The organism is uncultured Ralstonia sp. (assembly GCA_913056305.1).
Lineage (GTDB): Bacteria > Pseudomonadota > Gammaproteobacteria > Burkholderiales > Burkholderiaceae > Ralstonia.
In genome coordinates, this window is sequence record CAJXMR010000048.1 from 15,156 (window position 1) to 27,982 (window position 12,827).

The 12,827-nt window shown below is 64.9% G+C and carries 13 protein-coding genes and 1 pseudogene; 3 read left to right on the top strand and 11 right to left on the bottom strand.

Going from position 1 to position 12,827, the window contains the following annotated elements:
* Positions 1 to 40 precede the first annotated feature (40 nt).
* Positions 41 to 466, bottom strand: a complete 426-nt coding sequence (gene ndk, locus QZ609_RS10540) for a nucleoside-diphosphate kinase (RefSeq protein ID WP_295494065.1) — start codon at positions 464 to 466, stop codon at positions 41 to 43.
* Positions 467 to 834: 368 nt separating this feature from the next.
* On the opposite strand from ndk, the gene QZ609_RS10545 reads away from it, so the two are divergent.
* Complete coding sequence (locus tag QZ609_RS10545; protein WP_295494067.1) at positions 835 to 1,536, top strand: Bax inhibitor-1/YccA family protein; 702 nt, start codon at positions 835 to 837, stop codon at positions 1,534 to 1,536.
* Positions 1,537 to 1,626: 90 nt separating this feature from the next.
* On the opposite strand, the gene rlmD is transcribed toward QZ609_RS10545, so the two are convergent.
* Positions 1,627 to 2,979: a 23S rRNA (uracil(1939)-C(5))-methyltransferase RlmD gene (rlmD, locus tag QZ609_RS10550; RefSeq protein WP_295494089.1), complete on the bottom strand. Its 1,353-nt coding sequence runs from the start codon at positions 2,977 to 2,979 to the stop codon at positions 1,627 to 1,629.
* A 154-nt stretch (positions 2,980 to 3,133) separates the two neighbouring features.
* Between rlmD and QZ609_RS10555 the strand changes: the two genes are divergently transcribed.
* On the top strand, positions 3,134 to 3,991 hold the full coding sequence (locus QZ609_RS10555) for an endonuclease/exonuclease/phosphatase family protein (RefSeq protein WP_295494069.1): 858 nt from the start codon (positions 3,134 to 3,136) through the stop codon (positions 3,989 to 3,991).
* 30 nt (positions 3,992 to 4,021) lie between these two features.
* On the opposite strand, the gene rpoS is transcribed toward QZ609_RS10555, so the two are convergent.
* From rpoS to surE, 4 genes are read right to left on the bottom strand one after another with little or no spacing between them, the layout of a single operon-like run.
* The gene (gene rpoS / locus QZ609_RS10560) at positions 4,022 to 5,158 is read right to left on the bottom strand and encodes an RNA polymerase sigma factor RpoS (protein ID WP_295494071.1); all 1,137 of its coding nucleotides are present in this window, start codon (positions 5,156 to 5,158) and stop codon (positions 4,022 to 4,024) included.
* 8 nt (positions 5,159 to 5,166) lie between these two features.
* The gene (locus QZ609_RS10565; RefSeq protein WP_295494073.1) at positions 5,167 to 5,979 is read right to left on the bottom strand and encodes a peptidoglycan DD-metalloendopeptidase family protein; all 813 of its coding nucleotides are present in this window, start codon (positions 5,977 to 5,979) and stop codon (positions 5,167 to 5,169) included.
* A gap of 1 nt (position 5,980) precedes the next feature.
* Complete coding sequence (locus QZ609_RS10570; RefSeq protein ID WP_295494075.1) at positions 5,981 to 6,919, bottom strand: protein-L-isoaspartate(D-aspartate) O-methyltransferase; 939 nt, start codon at positions 6,917 to 6,919, stop codon at positions 5,981 to 5,983.
* A gap of 15 nt (positions 6,920 to 6,934) precedes the next feature.
* Positions 6,935 to 7,690: a 5'/3'-nucleotidase SurE gene (surE, locus tag QZ609_RS10575; protein ID WP_295494077.1), complete on the bottom strand. Its 756-nt coding sequence runs from the start codon at positions 7,688 to 7,690 to the stop codon at positions 6,935 to 6,937.
* A gap of 198 nt (positions 7,691 to 7,888) precedes the next feature.
* Here surE and QZ609_RS10580 point away from each other — a divergent pair, with 198 nt between their 5' ends.
* The gene (locus QZ609_RS10580; RefSeq protein ID WP_295494079.1) at positions 7,889 to 8,863 is read left to right on the top strand and encodes an NADPH:quinone oxidoreductase family protein; all 975 of its coding nucleotides are present in this window, start codon (positions 7,889 to 7,891) and stop codon (positions 8,861 to 8,863) included.
* A 76-nt stretch (positions 8,864 to 8,939) separates the two neighbouring features.
* Here the strand turns inward: QZ609_RS10580 and QZ609_RS10585 are convergent, their stop codons facing one another.
* From QZ609_RS10585 to QZ609_RS10605, 5 genes and pseudogenes are all read right to left on the bottom strand, one after another.
* Entirely contained in the window at positions 8,940 to 10,049 is a 1,110-nt protein-coding gene (locus QZ609_RS10585; RefSeq protein WP_295494081.1) for an alkene reductase, read from the bottom strand.
* A gap of 106 nt (positions 10,050 to 10,155) precedes the next feature.
* Entirely contained in the window at positions 10,156 to 10,785 is a 630-nt protein-coding gene (locus QZ609_RS10590) for a TetR/AcrR family transcriptional regulator (RefSeq protein WP_295494083.1), read from the bottom strand.
* A gap of 78 nt (positions 10,786 to 10,863) precedes the next feature.
* Complete coding sequence (locus QZ609_RS10595) at positions 10,864 to 11,655, bottom strand: ABC transporter permease (protein ID WP_295494085.1); 792 nt, start codon at positions 11,653 to 11,655, stop codon at positions 10,864 to 10,866.
* 157 nt (positions 11,656 to 11,812) lie between these two features.
* Positions 11,813 to 12,625 carry an ABC transporter ATP-binding protein gene (locus QZ609_RS10600; RefSeq protein WP_295494087.1) on the bottom strand — a complete coding sequence of 271 codons (813 nt, stop codon included), beginning with the start codon at positions 12,623 to 12,625 and terminating at the stop codon, positions 11,813 to 11,815.
* 62 nt (positions 12,626 to 12,687) lie between these two features.
* Positions 12,688 to 12,827, bottom strand: a pseudogene (locus tag QZ609_RS10605) (ABC transporter substrate-binding protein); the annotation flags it as partial.

Genomic DNA, 12,827 nt, shown 5'->3' on the forward strand with positions numbered 1-12,827 from the left:
TTGCAACCCGAAACTGCCAATTCCAGTCTAGTGTTGACGCTTAGCGGCTGTAAATATTCAGGCCGGGGAAGAAGAAAGCGACTTCCACGGCAGCCGTTTCAGCAGCGTCCGAACCGTGCACGGCGTTGGCGTCGATGCTGTCAGCGAAATCAGCACGGATCGTGCCCTTCTCGGCCTTCTTCGGGTCGGTTGCACCCATCAGGTCGCGGTTCTTGATGACAGCGTTGTCGCCTTCCAGGGCTTGCACCATCACCGGGCCCGAGATCATGAAGTCGACCAGGTCCTTGAAGAACGGGCGCTCCTTGTGCACGGCGTAGAACTGCTCGGCTTCAGCGCGCGACAGATGAATCATCTTGGCCGCCACGACCTTCAGGCCGGCGCCTTCGAAACGCGCATAGATCTGGCCGATGACATTCTTGGCCACGGCATCCGGTTTGATAATCGACAGAGTGCGTTCGATCGCCATCAAAAACTCCAAAAAATGAAGGTGTTACGTCAAAGATAAACGTTAGATTCTAACACGTGCCCGGTCGGGATTGGATGACTGCTGGTGCAACCCGCCCGAAAGCGAAGTCCAAGCCAATGGGCGACCCAAGCATCACTTTGCTTGCATGGCACGGCGCGACGCAGGTTTACCGCTTAGGATTGCCTTACCGGGAGCACAAATAATCACTCGGATGCTGCACTTTGCCGTCCGATCATCCTCCGACCGGCGGAACCGCGTGGCATCCTGCCCCTCCAAGAAGGGACGATGCGCCTTGCAAAACCGGGCCTCGGATGCCACATTCTGACCATTCCGCATTGTCCGCAATGTCATCTACCAAAGGAGTTCGCATGGACAACCAACTCAACACGTACGGTTTTGGCGCTTCCGGCACCGCCGGCGCGTTGGCCGTCCGTAACCGCGTGCTGCGCAATACCTATTGGCTGCTCGCGCTTTCCATGATTCCCACCATCCTTGGTGCGTGGATCGGCGTCGCCATCGGCTTCAACCTGATGGGGCGCAACCCGCTGATGGGCTTCGTCATCTTCATGGCGGTGGCCTTTGGCTTCTTCTACGCCATCGAGCGCTTCAAGAACAGCGGCGTGGGCGTGGCCCTGCTGCTCGGCTTCACGTTCTTCATGGGGCTGATGCTGTCGCGCCTGATCGGCATGATCCTGGGCTTCTCGAACGGCGCGTCGCTCATCATGACGGCGTTCGGCGGCACGGCAATCATCTTCGGCGTGATGGCGACGGTGGCCACGGTCAGCAAGCGTGACTTCTCGGGCCTGGGCAAGTGGCTGTTCATGGGCGTGCTGGTGCTGATCGTCGGCTCGGTGGCCAACATCTGGCTGCAGCTGCCGGCGATGATGCTGACGATCTCGGTACTGGCCATCGCGATCTTCTCGGCCTACATCCTGTTCGACGTGCAGCGCATCGTGAACGGCGGCGAGACCAACTACGTGACCGCCACCCTGGCGATCTACCTGGACGTCTACAACATCTTCACGAACCTGCTGGCGATCCTGGGGATCTTCGGCGGCAACCGCAACTAAGCCTTCGCATTGCGCCAGCAACGGCGCAGCGAAAAAAACCGGCGCCTGGTGCGCCGGTTTTTTCTTGCCCGCGAACTGCGCGATGGGCAATCAGTCGCGCTCGAACACCGCAATCGATTCGACGTGCGACGTATGCGGGAACATGTTCACGATGCCCGCCCCCGCCAGCCGGTAGCCAGCCTCATGCACCAGCAGCCCTGCATCGCGCGCCAGCGTGGCCGGGTTGCATGACACGTAGACGATGCGCTTGGGCAGCAGCTCCGCAGCCGCGTCGCCGCGCTGCGACAGTTCGGCCAGCGCCTTGGACACGGCCAGCGCCCCCTCGCGCGGCGGATCGACCAGCCAACGGTCAAACTTGCCCAACTCCGCAACGTCGTCTGCCGTCACTTCGAACAGGTTGCGGCAGGCGAACGTTGTCTTGGCGTCCAGCCCATTGTGCTGAGCGTTGGCGAGCGCGCGCGTGGTCAGCACCTCGCTACCCTCGATCCCCATGACTTCGCGACAGCGCGTCGCCATCGGCAGCGTGAAGTTGCCGATGCCGCAGAACAGGTCGAGCAGGCGATCACTCGGCTGCGCATCAAGCAGCTTCAGCGCGCGCGACATCAGCACGCGGTTGATCTGGTGGTTAACCTGCGTGAAGTCCGTCGGCTTGAACGGCATGGTGATGCCGAACTCCGGCAGCGTGTAGGTCAACGCACGATCGAGCGGGTAGAACGGATACACCGTGTCCGGCCCCTTCGGCTGCAGCCAGAACTGCACGGCGTGCTGATCGGCGAAGGCGCGCAGCTCAGCTTCGTCGGCGGGCGTGAGTGGCTCGAGATTACGCAGCACCAGCACCGTCACGTCCTGGCCGACCGCCAGTTCGATCTGCGGCATGCGCTGGAAGATGGAGAGGCGCCCGACCAGCTCCCGCAATGGCACCAGCAGCGCCGACACATGCGGCGGCAGCACCTCGCACGAGGTCATGTCGACCACGTAGCTGCTCTTGCGCTCGTGGAAGCCCACCAGCACCCCGCCCCTGGCCGCCACATGGCGCACCGTCAGGCGGGCGCGGTACCGATAGCCCCAGTCTGGCCCCGCAATCGGGCGGAACACCACGTCCGGGCGCAGCTTGGCCAGATGCCACAGGTCGTCTTCCAGCACGCGCTGCTTGATGGCGAGCTGCGCGCGCGAATCCAGATGCTGCATCGAACAGCCGCCGCACACGCCAAAGAACTTGCACTGCGGCGTCACACGCGAGGCCGACTGGCGCAGAATATTCACCACGCTCGCCTGCTCGTACGAGGGCTTCACTCGATGGCTGCGATACGTCACCAGCTCGCCCGGCAGCGCGCCCTCCACGAAGACCACCTTGCCCGATGTGCCGTCCTCGTTGGTCAGGCGACCGACACCCCGCGCTTCATTGTCGAGCGAAACGATCTCCAGCGGACCGGCCACGGGCATCTCGGGCTTTCGGCGCGAAGCGCGCGGCGCCTTGGCCGGCGCGGCCGTTGCAGCATCAGGAGACGAAGACGTGGCGTTGGGTGCAGCTTCAGACACGGGCGAACCTGGACAAAATGGGGACAAGGGCGGCATTGTAAGACACCGGAGGATCAGCATGGGCACTGTCATCCTGACGTGGAACATCCAGTGGGGCCGCGGCGTGGACGGCCACGCCGACATCGCGCGCCAACTCGCCGAGGCGCATGCCATGGCGTCATTCGACGTGCTGTGCCTGCAAGAAGTCACCTCCGGCTTCGGCAGGCTGCCAGGCCATCCCAGCGCCGACCAGTGGGGTGAACTCGCCGATAGACTCGGCCCCCAATACAGCGTGATCGGCGGATTTGCGCTGGAACGCCACGACGGCAACCACGTGCAGCGTTTCGGCAATGCCATCGCCACCCGACTGCCCGTGCTCCATGTCACGCGCCATGCGCTGCCCTGCCCGCCCGATACCACGCCCACCATGCCGCGCATGGCCATCGAGGCGATTGTGCAGGCGCCATTCGGGCCGCTGCGCGTGGTGACCACGCACTTGGAGTATTACTCCGAAGTCCAGCGGCTGGCACAAGTCGACACGCTGCGGGCAATCCACGCAGAAGGCTGCGCGCGCGCGGCGCATCCATCCCTGCTTGGCCCCGAGCCCGAGGCGGGGCCGTTCCGCCCGTTGGCGCAGACCGCTGCCACCGTCATCTGCGGCGACCTCAATTGCAAACCAGAGTCCACGCCCAAGCGATTGGCCACCCTACCGTTCACACTTGAACCGGCGTTGCACGACGCATGGAAAATCGCACATGGATCGACGCCGCAACCGCCCACCTTCGGCGTGCACGACCGCACTGACTGGACCGAACCGGCCTATGCGTGCGATTACATGCTGATCAGCGAACCGCTCGTCGAGCGCGTGGTGCGCGTGGAGCTCAACAGTGCGACGCAAGCATCGGACCATCAACCGATGCTGCTGGAACTGCGCTAGGAGAACTCAGAAACGCCGAACGGCGGCACCTTACAGCACCGCGTCCTTGCGTACGCCCTGCGAGGCGAAATGCCGCTTGAGCTTGACCAGCGCTTCCTGCTGGATCTGGCGCACGCGTTCGCGCGTCAGGCCCATCTCGGCGGCCAGCTCTTCCAGCGTGGCGGGCTCGATGTGGTTCAGGCCGAAGCGGCGCTCGACCACGTAACGATGCTTGTCGGACAGCCGCGCCAGCCACGACTTCATCAGCTGCGACAACTCGCGGTGCGCGACTTCCTGGTCCGGCGAGGCGCCATGCTCGTCCGAGAGGAAATCGAGCAGGCTGGTGCCCGGGTCCAGGTCGAACGGCGTATCGAGCGAGGTCGTGTGCTCGTTGAGCGAGAGCACGTCCTGCACCTCTTCCGTGGTCTTGCCGAGCAGGTGGGCGATGTCTTCCAGGCTGGCGTCGCGGCCGTCGACGCCGCTTTTCTCCAGATGGCGCTTGGCGCGCAGCACCTGGTTGAGCTCGCGGATCACGTGCACCGGCAGACGAACCGTGCGCGCCTGGTTCATGATGGCGCGCTCGATGCTCTGGCGGATCCACCATGTGGCGTAGGTCGAGAAACGGAAACCGCGCTCCGGATCGAATTTCTCGATCGCGTGCATCAGGCCGAGGTTGCCCTCTTCGATCAGGTCCAGCAGCGGTACGCCGCGATTGAGATATCCCTTGGCAATGCTGACGACCAGACGCAGGTTGCGCTCGATCATCACCTGCCGCGCGGCAAACTCGCCGGCCTTGGCCTGCGTGGAGTAATGCAGCTCCTCGGCCGGCGTCAGCAGCGGCTTGATGCTGATGCGGTTGAGATAATGCTGAACGGTGTCGGCGGCCAGTTCCGCCTGCAACACCTTGCGGAAGTCTTCCTCGGGTGCGGCCTCCTCGGCCTCCTCGGCGTCTTCCTCATCCTCATCCGGCTCATCGTTGCTGTCGGATGCATCGCCATTGTCGGCCGGCTCGGAAACCACCACATCGTCGACCAGGGTGTCGGCAATTTCGATGTCTTCTGCCGGGGACTGCGCTGCGCCGCGCGCACGCCGCCCGCTGCGCCCGTTCGGGGCGCTCTGGCCATCTGCAGCGTCGACGGTGTCATCGACGGGGGTGGCGGCGGGCGTGGCGGCTTTCTGGCGCGGCATGCATTCCTCTATTGAGGCGGCAGGAAGCGCATCGGATCGACCGGCTTGCCGTTGCGGCGGACTTCAAAATGAAGCTTCACGCGATCCGCATCGGTACTGCCCATTTCAGCGATCTTCTGCCCTTTCTTGACCGTGGATTGCTCGGTGACCAGAACCTTGTCGTTGTTGCCGTAGGCGGTCAGGAACGTGTCGTTGTGCTTGATGATGACAAGATTCCCGTACCCACGCAAGGGTCCGACGTGGATCACTTTGCCGTCGTCGGCGGCCGTGACCGGATCACCGCGCTTGCCGCCAATATCAATGCCCTTGTTGACCTTGTCATCGAAGCGGCCGACCAGCTGACCACGCGCCGGCCATGCCAGAACGATGCTGCCATCGGTTGCCCCGGCAGAGGCAACCGGCGCCGTTGTGGCAGGCGTTGAGTCGGCCGGCTGCGTGCTCGTATTGCCCGGACGCACTGGCGTGACCACGGCACCGTTTGCGCTGACGTCCGCATTTGGCGGCACCACGCGTATCAATTGATCGACTTCGATCTGATTCGGATTGGTGATGTTGTTCCACGCGACAAGATCGCGCGGGGCCTGACTGTTACGCAGCGCAATGCTGTACAGCGTGTCGCCACGCTTAACACGGTAATAGCCAGGGGGCGGCGGCTCCTGCGACGTGGCGGTGGTACCGGCACGCGAGGTGCGATCGAGGACGGGGGCCTGATTGCCGGAGGATGCGCAAGCCGCCAACAATGCGGCCGACACCATCGCCACAGCGAGCCGGCCGGCACGTGCGGGGCTTGGAGGGTTCATGGAGCTCCGGGAGGTGAACATGCTAAACAGTTCCTGATTTTAACGGGACAAAGAAAACGCCTTCAAGCGCGGTACTGTGAAACTGGAAGCGGCCGCGGCGCTCGATCAGCACGAGTTGCTGGGCCGATCCGCCGGCACGCTCGGCCACCACCGGCGCGACCAGACGACCACCGATGGTGAGCTGATCGAGCAGCGCCTGCGGCACCTCCAACCCGGCGGCGGCCAGGATGATGGCATCGAACGGCGCGCCCTTGGGCAGCCCCAGCATGCCGTCTCCGTAGTGCAGACGGATGTTTGGCACACGAAGTGGCCGCAAGTTCGCTTTGGCTTTTTCGTGCAGCGGCCGGATGCGCTCGATCGAGTAAACCTCATCGGCCACCTGCGATAGCACTGCCGCCTGATAGCCGCAGCCGGTCCCGATTTCGAGCACACGCGCCAAAGGATGCGCCTGCGCACGCGCCGGCCGATCACGTAACAGCAGCTCAATCATGCGGCCGACCACCGACGGCTTCGAGATGGTCTGCTGATGGCCGATCGGCAGCGCTGAATCTTCGTAGGCTTGCGAGGCGAGCCCGGCATCGACGAACAGGTGACGCGGCACCGAACCAATCGCGGCCAGCACGCGCGGGTCGGTCACACCGCCCGCCTGTACACGCGCCACCAGCGCCTGGCGTGCGCGGTCCGACGCCATGCCGCCAGCCGCCGCATGTGCGGCCTGCGTGCGAGCCTGCACGGCGCTCGCAGCAACCGCGCCCACCGCGGCGTCGACGCCGGCTACGCGCTGTGGCGCCGGGCTAGCTGAGGGCGCCGTCGGCGCGCGCTCCGCGCGTGTGGGCGTCGGCTTGGGGACGGCGCTCACGCCCGACGAAATCCGCGTCTCGCGCTGACGCTCGGCCGGCTTGCGCTCGACCACCGCATCGAGCGTCAATGGAAAGCGGCGGCCGCGTGGACGTTCAGACATGAGCCACCACAATCGTCACGGCGTCTGCCAGCGACGCACGGCGCCCAGCTGCACCGTATCGGTCAGGTCCAGCTGCAGCGGCGTCAGCGAGACGAAGCCGTTGGCGACCGCATGGAAATCGGTGCCCTCGCTGGCGTCCTTGGCATCGCCGGCGGCGCCAACCCAGAAAATGGGTTCGCCGCGCGGGTTGGCCTGGCGGATCACTGGCTGCGACTGGTGCCGCTTGCCCAGGCGCGTGGCACGCCAGCCGGCCAGTTCGCCATACGGCAGGTTCGGGATGTTGACGTTGAGGAGCACCGAGCCGTCGAGCGGATCAGCCAAATAGCGCTCCACCACTTCACGCGCCACACGCTCGGCGGCATCCAGGTGCGTCCAGCCCTTGTCGACCTGCGAGAAGGCGATGGAAGGAATGCCGAACAGATAGCCCTCGATGGCGGCGGCGACGGTGCCGGAATACAGCACGTCCTCGCCCATGTTCTGGCCCTGGTTGATGCCGGAGACAACCAGATCGGGCTTCTCCTCGATCATGCCCGTCAGGGCGATGTGCACGCAGTCCGTGGGCGTGCCATTGACGAAGCGGAAGCCCTTCTGCGCGCCCTCGGTGGCTTCGAACACCGACAGCGGCCGCTGCAGCGTAAGCGAGTTGGAGGCGCCGCTGTGGTTCTGCTCCGGCGCTACCACGGTGATGCGCCCCAGCGGCGCGAGCGCCCGATAGAGCGCCGCAAGACCGGGCGCGAGGTAGCCGTCGTCGTTGGCAAGAAGAATATGCATGGCGCGGATTGTAACCGAGCGTGGTGATGGAATCGTGCTTGCTCACGCACGATTGCACGCACCAAAATGCATCAGCAAACTCGCCCGCGATAAAATCGAACGACCGTGCTTTTATTCGGTTACACTGCCAGACAAAATCGCGCTCAATGCACGCGAGATGATGAACAATCCAACGCAAGATTGATCAGGAGACACAAGATGAAAGCCGTCGTCTGCAAGACCTGGGGCCCGCCCGAATCGCTGGTGATCGAAACCCTGCCGGATCTGTCGCCCAGTGCCGGCGAAGTCGTCATCGACGTGAAAGCCGCCGGGGTGAATTTTCCCGACGTGCTGATCATCCAGAACAAGTACCAGTTCAAGCCGGAGCTGCCGTTCACGCCGGGCTCGGAAGTGGCGGGCGTGGTGAATGCGGTGGGCGTTGGCGTGTCGCACGTCAAGGCCGGCGACCACGTGATCGCCTTCATCGGCCAGGGCGCATTTGCCTCGCAGGTGAAAGCTTCGGCCAAGGTGGTGATGCCGATGCCACCGGGCATGGCGTTCGACACCGCCGCCGCATTCACCCTCACCTACGGCACGTCGCACCACGCGGTGGTCGATCGCGGGCAACTGAAGGCCGGCGAGACCATGCTGGTGCTGGGCGCGGCCGGCGGCGTCGGGCTGGCGGCCATCGAGATCGGCAAGGCGATCGGGGCGCGCGTGATCGCGGCGGCATCGAGCGATGAGAAGCTGGCCGTCTGCAAGGACCACGGCGCCGACGCGCTGATCAACTACTCGACCGAAGACCTGCGCGAGCGCGTCAAGGAGCTGACCGACGGCCGTGGCCCGGACGTGATCTACGACCCGGTCGGCGGCATCTATGCCGAGCCGGCGTTCCGCTCGATTGCCTGGCGCGGCCGCTACCTGGTGGTGGGCTTTGCCAACGGCGAGATCCCGAAGATGCCGCTGAACCTGGCGCTGCTCAAGGGCGCGTCACTGGTGGGCGTGTTCTGGGGCGAGTTCGCACGGCGCGAGCCGAAGGCGAACCTGGCCAACATGATGCAGATGCTCGGCTGGATGCAGGAGGGCAAGATCCGCCCGCATATCTCGGCACGCTATCCGCTGGAGCAGACCACGCAGGCGCTGCTCGACATGGCGGCCCGCAAGGTGACGGGCAAGGTGGTGATCCAGCCGTAAGCGTAGTCAGCGTTGAATGAAAAAAGCCGCGCCGGGCAGCAACCCGGCGCGGCTTTTTCGTTGGGCAGCCGTCCGATCAGGCGGCCAGCTGCTCCAGCGTCGGATAGTCGGTGTAGCCCTTTTCCTGACCGCCGTAGAAGGTCGAGCGATCCGGTTCGTTCAGGCCGGCCTTGGCACGGAAGCGCGCCACCAGGTCCGGGTTGGCGATGAACGGGCGACCAAAGGCGACCGCATCGGCCAGACCCGAGGCGACCATGTGCTCGCCCTCTTCCGCCGTGTACTTGCCGCACACGATCAGCGTGCCCTTGAACGCCTCGCGCAGTTGGCGGCGGAAGGCATCGGACAGCTCGGGGCCGCCCGCCCAGTCCGGCTCGGCGATGTGCAGGTAGGCGATGCCGCGCTTGGTCAGTTCACGCGCCAGGTACAGCGCGCTTTCCTCGGCCTGCGCGTCGGCAATATCGTGCGCGACGAAATGCGGCGACAGTCGGATGCCGACGCGGTCGGCGCCGATCTCGGCGATGGCCGTATCGACCACTTCCAGGATCAGCCGCGCGCGGTTCTCGAGCGAGCCGCCGTACAGGTCGGTGCGCTGGTTGCTGTTGGTCGACAGGAACTGGTGCAGCAGATAGCCATTGGCGGCGTGGATCTCGACAAAGTCGAAACCGGCGCGGCGCGCGCGGAGCACGGCCTGGCGGTACTGCGCGATGATGCCGGGGATCTCTTCCGTGGCCAGGGCGCGCGGCTCGCTGGTCGGCTGGTTGGCGGGCGTGCCGTCGGGTTGCACGACAAAGCTCTGCGCCCCCTTGGCGACGATGGCCGACGGCGCAACGGGCGCCTGGCCGTTCTCCTGCAGCAGCGTGTGCGAAATGCGGCCCACATGCCAGAGCTGCTGCGAGATGCGGCCGCCCTTGGCGTGCACGGCATCCACTACCGCCTTCCAGCCGGCTTCCTGCGCGTCGGTGTACATGCCCGGCGTCCAGGCATAGCCCTGCCCCTGGTTGGAGATCTGCGTGGCTTCGGTCACGATCAGGCCGGCAGTGGCGCGCTGCGCATAGTAGGTGACGTTCAGCTCGGTCGGCACATCGCCGGGCTGGCCGGCGCGCGAGCGCGTCAGCGGCGCCATCACGACACGGTTGGCAAGGGTCGTGTGACCGACCTGGATCGGGGACAGCAGTTGTTGGGTCATCTCGGCTCCTATCGACAGAGAGTGCAACGTCAACTATTAGACCGGTCGTCTATAACCGGGACAAAAGAATGGCGAGGCGCGTGCCTCGCCGGCGATGCGTATTCGATCAATGCTTGGGCGCGGCGAGCAGCACCTCGGTCTGGGCCAGGCACCCGTCAAACGGCGCCACGGAACGGTGTGCCTTGGCCAGCAGCGCCCCGCCCATCCACATTGCGTACAACCCTTCGGCCAGCCCGCGCGCATCAGCCACCGGCGCCAGCGAGCCATCGGCCACACCGGCCTCCACAGCAGCGGTGATCCGCTCGACCATGCGCGTCATCCCGGTCGACAGCACCTTGCGCATCGGCTCGGACAGGTCCGACACCTCGCCCGATAGCTTGACGGCCAGGCAGGTGACTTCGCAAGCGCTGCGCTGATGCAGGTCGATCCACGCGGTGAAGTAACGCAGCAGCCGTTCGCGCGCGGTCAAGCGCGTGTCCTTGAACAGGCTGACCACACCGGCGTCGTAATCCTGGAAATACCGCTCCAGCAAAGCGACGCCGAAGTTTTCCTTGGAATCGAAGTAGTAATAGAACGAGCCCTTGGGCACCTGCGCACGGCCGAGGATCTCCGCCAACCCGACGGCCGAGAAGCCGCGCCCGAGGATCAGCTCGGCACCGGCGTCCAGGATGCGGTCGCGGGTATCGTGCCGGGCTTCGGTGCCTTCAGCGGTGACGGGTTGTGGGTGCCTGCTCATGATGGGTGGCATTGTAGTAGACCGACCGTCTAGTTGCATGACCCTGCTCCGTGCAGGGTCGATGTGACGCCGACAATGTCAGAGTTTCTCGGTCTCGCCGGTCTTGGGCTGCCAGCGCATCAGGCGCTTTTCCGCCAGGCCGACCAGCCAATCGAGCACCAGCGCAAACACCGTCAGCACGACAATGCCCGCGAACACGGTGTTGATGTCGAACGTGCCCTCCGCTTGCAGGATCAGGTAACCGACGCCGCGCGCCGAGCCCAGGTACTCGCCCACCACCGCGCCCACGAAGGCCAGGCCCACCGACGTATGCAGCGATGAGAACACCCAGCTCGTCGCGCTCGGCAGGTAGACGAAGCGCAGCAGCTGCCGCTGCGAGGCGCCCAGCATGCGCGCATTGGCCAGCACCACCGGGCTCACCTCCTTCACGCCCTGGTAGACGTTGAAGAACACGATGAAGAACACCAGCGTGACGGCCAGCGCCACCTTCGACCAGATGCCGAGGCCGAACCACACGCCGAAGATGGGGGCCAGGATCACGCGCGGCATCGAGTTGGCCGCCTTGATGTACGGATCGAGCACGGCGGATGCGGCCGGGCTCAGGGCCAGCCACAACCCGGCGCCCAGACCGGTGGCCGTGCCAATGGCGAACGCCAGCACCGTCTCAGCCAGCGTGACCGCTAGATGCTGGTAGATATCGCCCTCGGTCACAAACCACGCCCAGATGCGCTGGGCAACGATCAAGGGTTCGCCAAAGAAGAACGCGACCTGTTCCGAGCGCGTGGCGAAGTGCCAGACAGCCAGCGTGACGACCAGCAGGCCGAGCTGCCACGCGCGCAGCGAGAGTTGGGAGATCGGACGATTAGCCATGAGAGAGAGGGTTCAGAGTGAATTCAAACCTGTTTCCGATCCGTAGCGAACGGCCCGAGGTTGGATCGAGAAGCGCAACCGTACATGGGTACGGTGAGCACGCATTTGGCAAATTCGGGGCCAAGATCGGGCTGCGCAGTAGGATCGGGAACAGGTTTCAGGCGACGCGACGATGCTGTGCATAGCCCTTGAGCACTTCTTCACGCAGTACGTCCCAGATGCGGGCGTGCAGGTCGACAAAGCCGGCTTGGTCGCGGATCTCCGCCACATCGCGCGGGCGCGGCAGGTCGATCACGAACTCGCCGATCGGGTGCGTGCCCGGGCCGGCCGACAGCACGATCACGCGATCGCTCATGGCAATGGCCTCGTCCAGGTCGTGCGTGATGAAGAGCACCGCCTTTCGCTTGGCGGCCCACAGGTCCAGCACCTCGTTCTCCATCAACTGGCGCGTCTGGATGTCAAGCGCGGAGAACGGCTCGTCCATCAGGATGATGTCGGGGTCCAGCACGAGCGTCTGCGCCAGGCTCACGCGCTTGCGCATGCCGCCCGAGAGCTGATGCGGGTAGCGGTCTTCAAACCCGGCCAGGCCCACGCGCGTGAGCCACGACATGGCCAGCTCGCGCGCCTCCTTGTCGGGCGTGCCGCGAAACTCCAGCCCGGCCAGCACATTGTCGAGCGCACTGCGCCACGGCATCAGGGCCTCGGCCTGGAACATGTAGCCGGCGCGGCGGTTGATGCCGGCCAGCGGCTCGCCGAACACCCTCACCTGCCCCAGCGACGGCTGCAACAGCCCAGCCGCCAGGTTCAGCAAGGTGGATTTGCCGCAGCCGGTCGGCCCGACCACCGAGACGAACTCGCCGGCCTGCACCTCCAGCGTGGTGTCCTTGACGGCGGTATAGCGCTGGCCCGGCTGGTCGGGCGAGATGAAGGTACAGGTGATCTGATCGAACGAAAGCGCGGGCGTCGTCATATTGATCGTCCAAAGCAATGCGCCCGGATGGAACCGGGCGCTGATGGAAAGTCCGGCGGACTTTACTTGTACTTGGCGTTCGCCTTCTGCACGAAGGCGTTGGTGAAGGTCTGGTCGAGCTTGATCGGCTTGCCCTTCACTTCCGCGTCGAACTCCGACAGCGTGCGCAGCGCCGTGGCCGGGCCGTCGGCCGGCATCGTGC

What these genes read in the sequence shown, in the direction of transcription:
- ndk (WP_295494065.1), bottom strand. Translation starts at nt 466, where the DNA reads ATGGCGATCGAACGCACTCTGTCGATTATCAAACCGGATGCCGTGGCC.
- QZ609_RS10545 (WP_295494067.1), top strand. Translation starts at nt 835, where the DNA reads ATGGACAACCAACTCAACACGTACGGTTTTGGCGCTTCCGGCACCGCC.
- rlmD (WP_295494089.1), bottom strand. Translation starts at nt 2,979, where the DNA reads ATGCCCGTGGCCGGTCCGCTGGAGATCGTTTCGCTCGACAATGAAGCG.
- QZ609_RS10555 (WP_295494069.1), top strand. Translation starts at nt 3,134, where the DNA reads ATGGGCACTGTCATCCTGACGTGGAACATCCAGTGGGGCCGCGGCGTG.
- rpoS (WP_295494071.1), bottom strand. Translation starts at nt 5,158, where the DNA reads ATGCCGCGCCAGAAAGCCGCCACGCCCGCCGCCACCCCCGTCGATGAC.
- QZ609_RS10565 (WP_295494073.1), bottom strand. Translation starts at nt 5,979, where the DNA reads ATGTTCACCTCCCGGAGCTCCATGAACCCTCCAAGCCCCGCACGTGCC.
- QZ609_RS10570 (WP_295494075.1), bottom strand. Translation starts at nt 6,919, where the DNA reads ATGTCTGAACGTCCACGCGGCCGCCGCTTTCCATTGACGCTCGATGCG.
- surE (WP_295494077.1), bottom strand. Translation starts at nt 7,690, where the DNA reads ATGCATATTCTTCTTGCCAACGACGACGGCTACCTCGCGCCCGGTCTT.
- QZ609_RS10580 (WP_295494079.1), top strand. Translation starts at nt 7,889, where the DNA reads ATGAAAGCCGTCGTCTGCAAGACCTGGGGCCCGCCCGAATCGCTGGTG.
- QZ609_RS10585 (WP_295494081.1), bottom strand. Translation starts at nt 10,049, where the DNA reads ATGACCCAACAACTGCTGTCCCCGATCCAGGTCGGTCACACGACCCTT.
- QZ609_RS10590 (WP_295494083.1), bottom strand. Translation starts at nt 10,785, where the DNA reads ATGAGCAGGCACCCACAACCCGTCACCGCTGAAGGCACCGAAGCCCGG.
- QZ609_RS10595 (WP_295494085.1), bottom strand. Translation starts at nt 11,655, where the DNA reads ATGGCTAATCGTCCGATCTCCCAACTCTCGCTGCGCGCGTGGCAGCTC.
- QZ609_RS10600 (WP_295494087.1), bottom strand. Translation starts at nt 12,625, where the DNA reads ATGACGACGCCCGCGCTTTCGTTCGATCAGATCACCTGTACCTTCATC.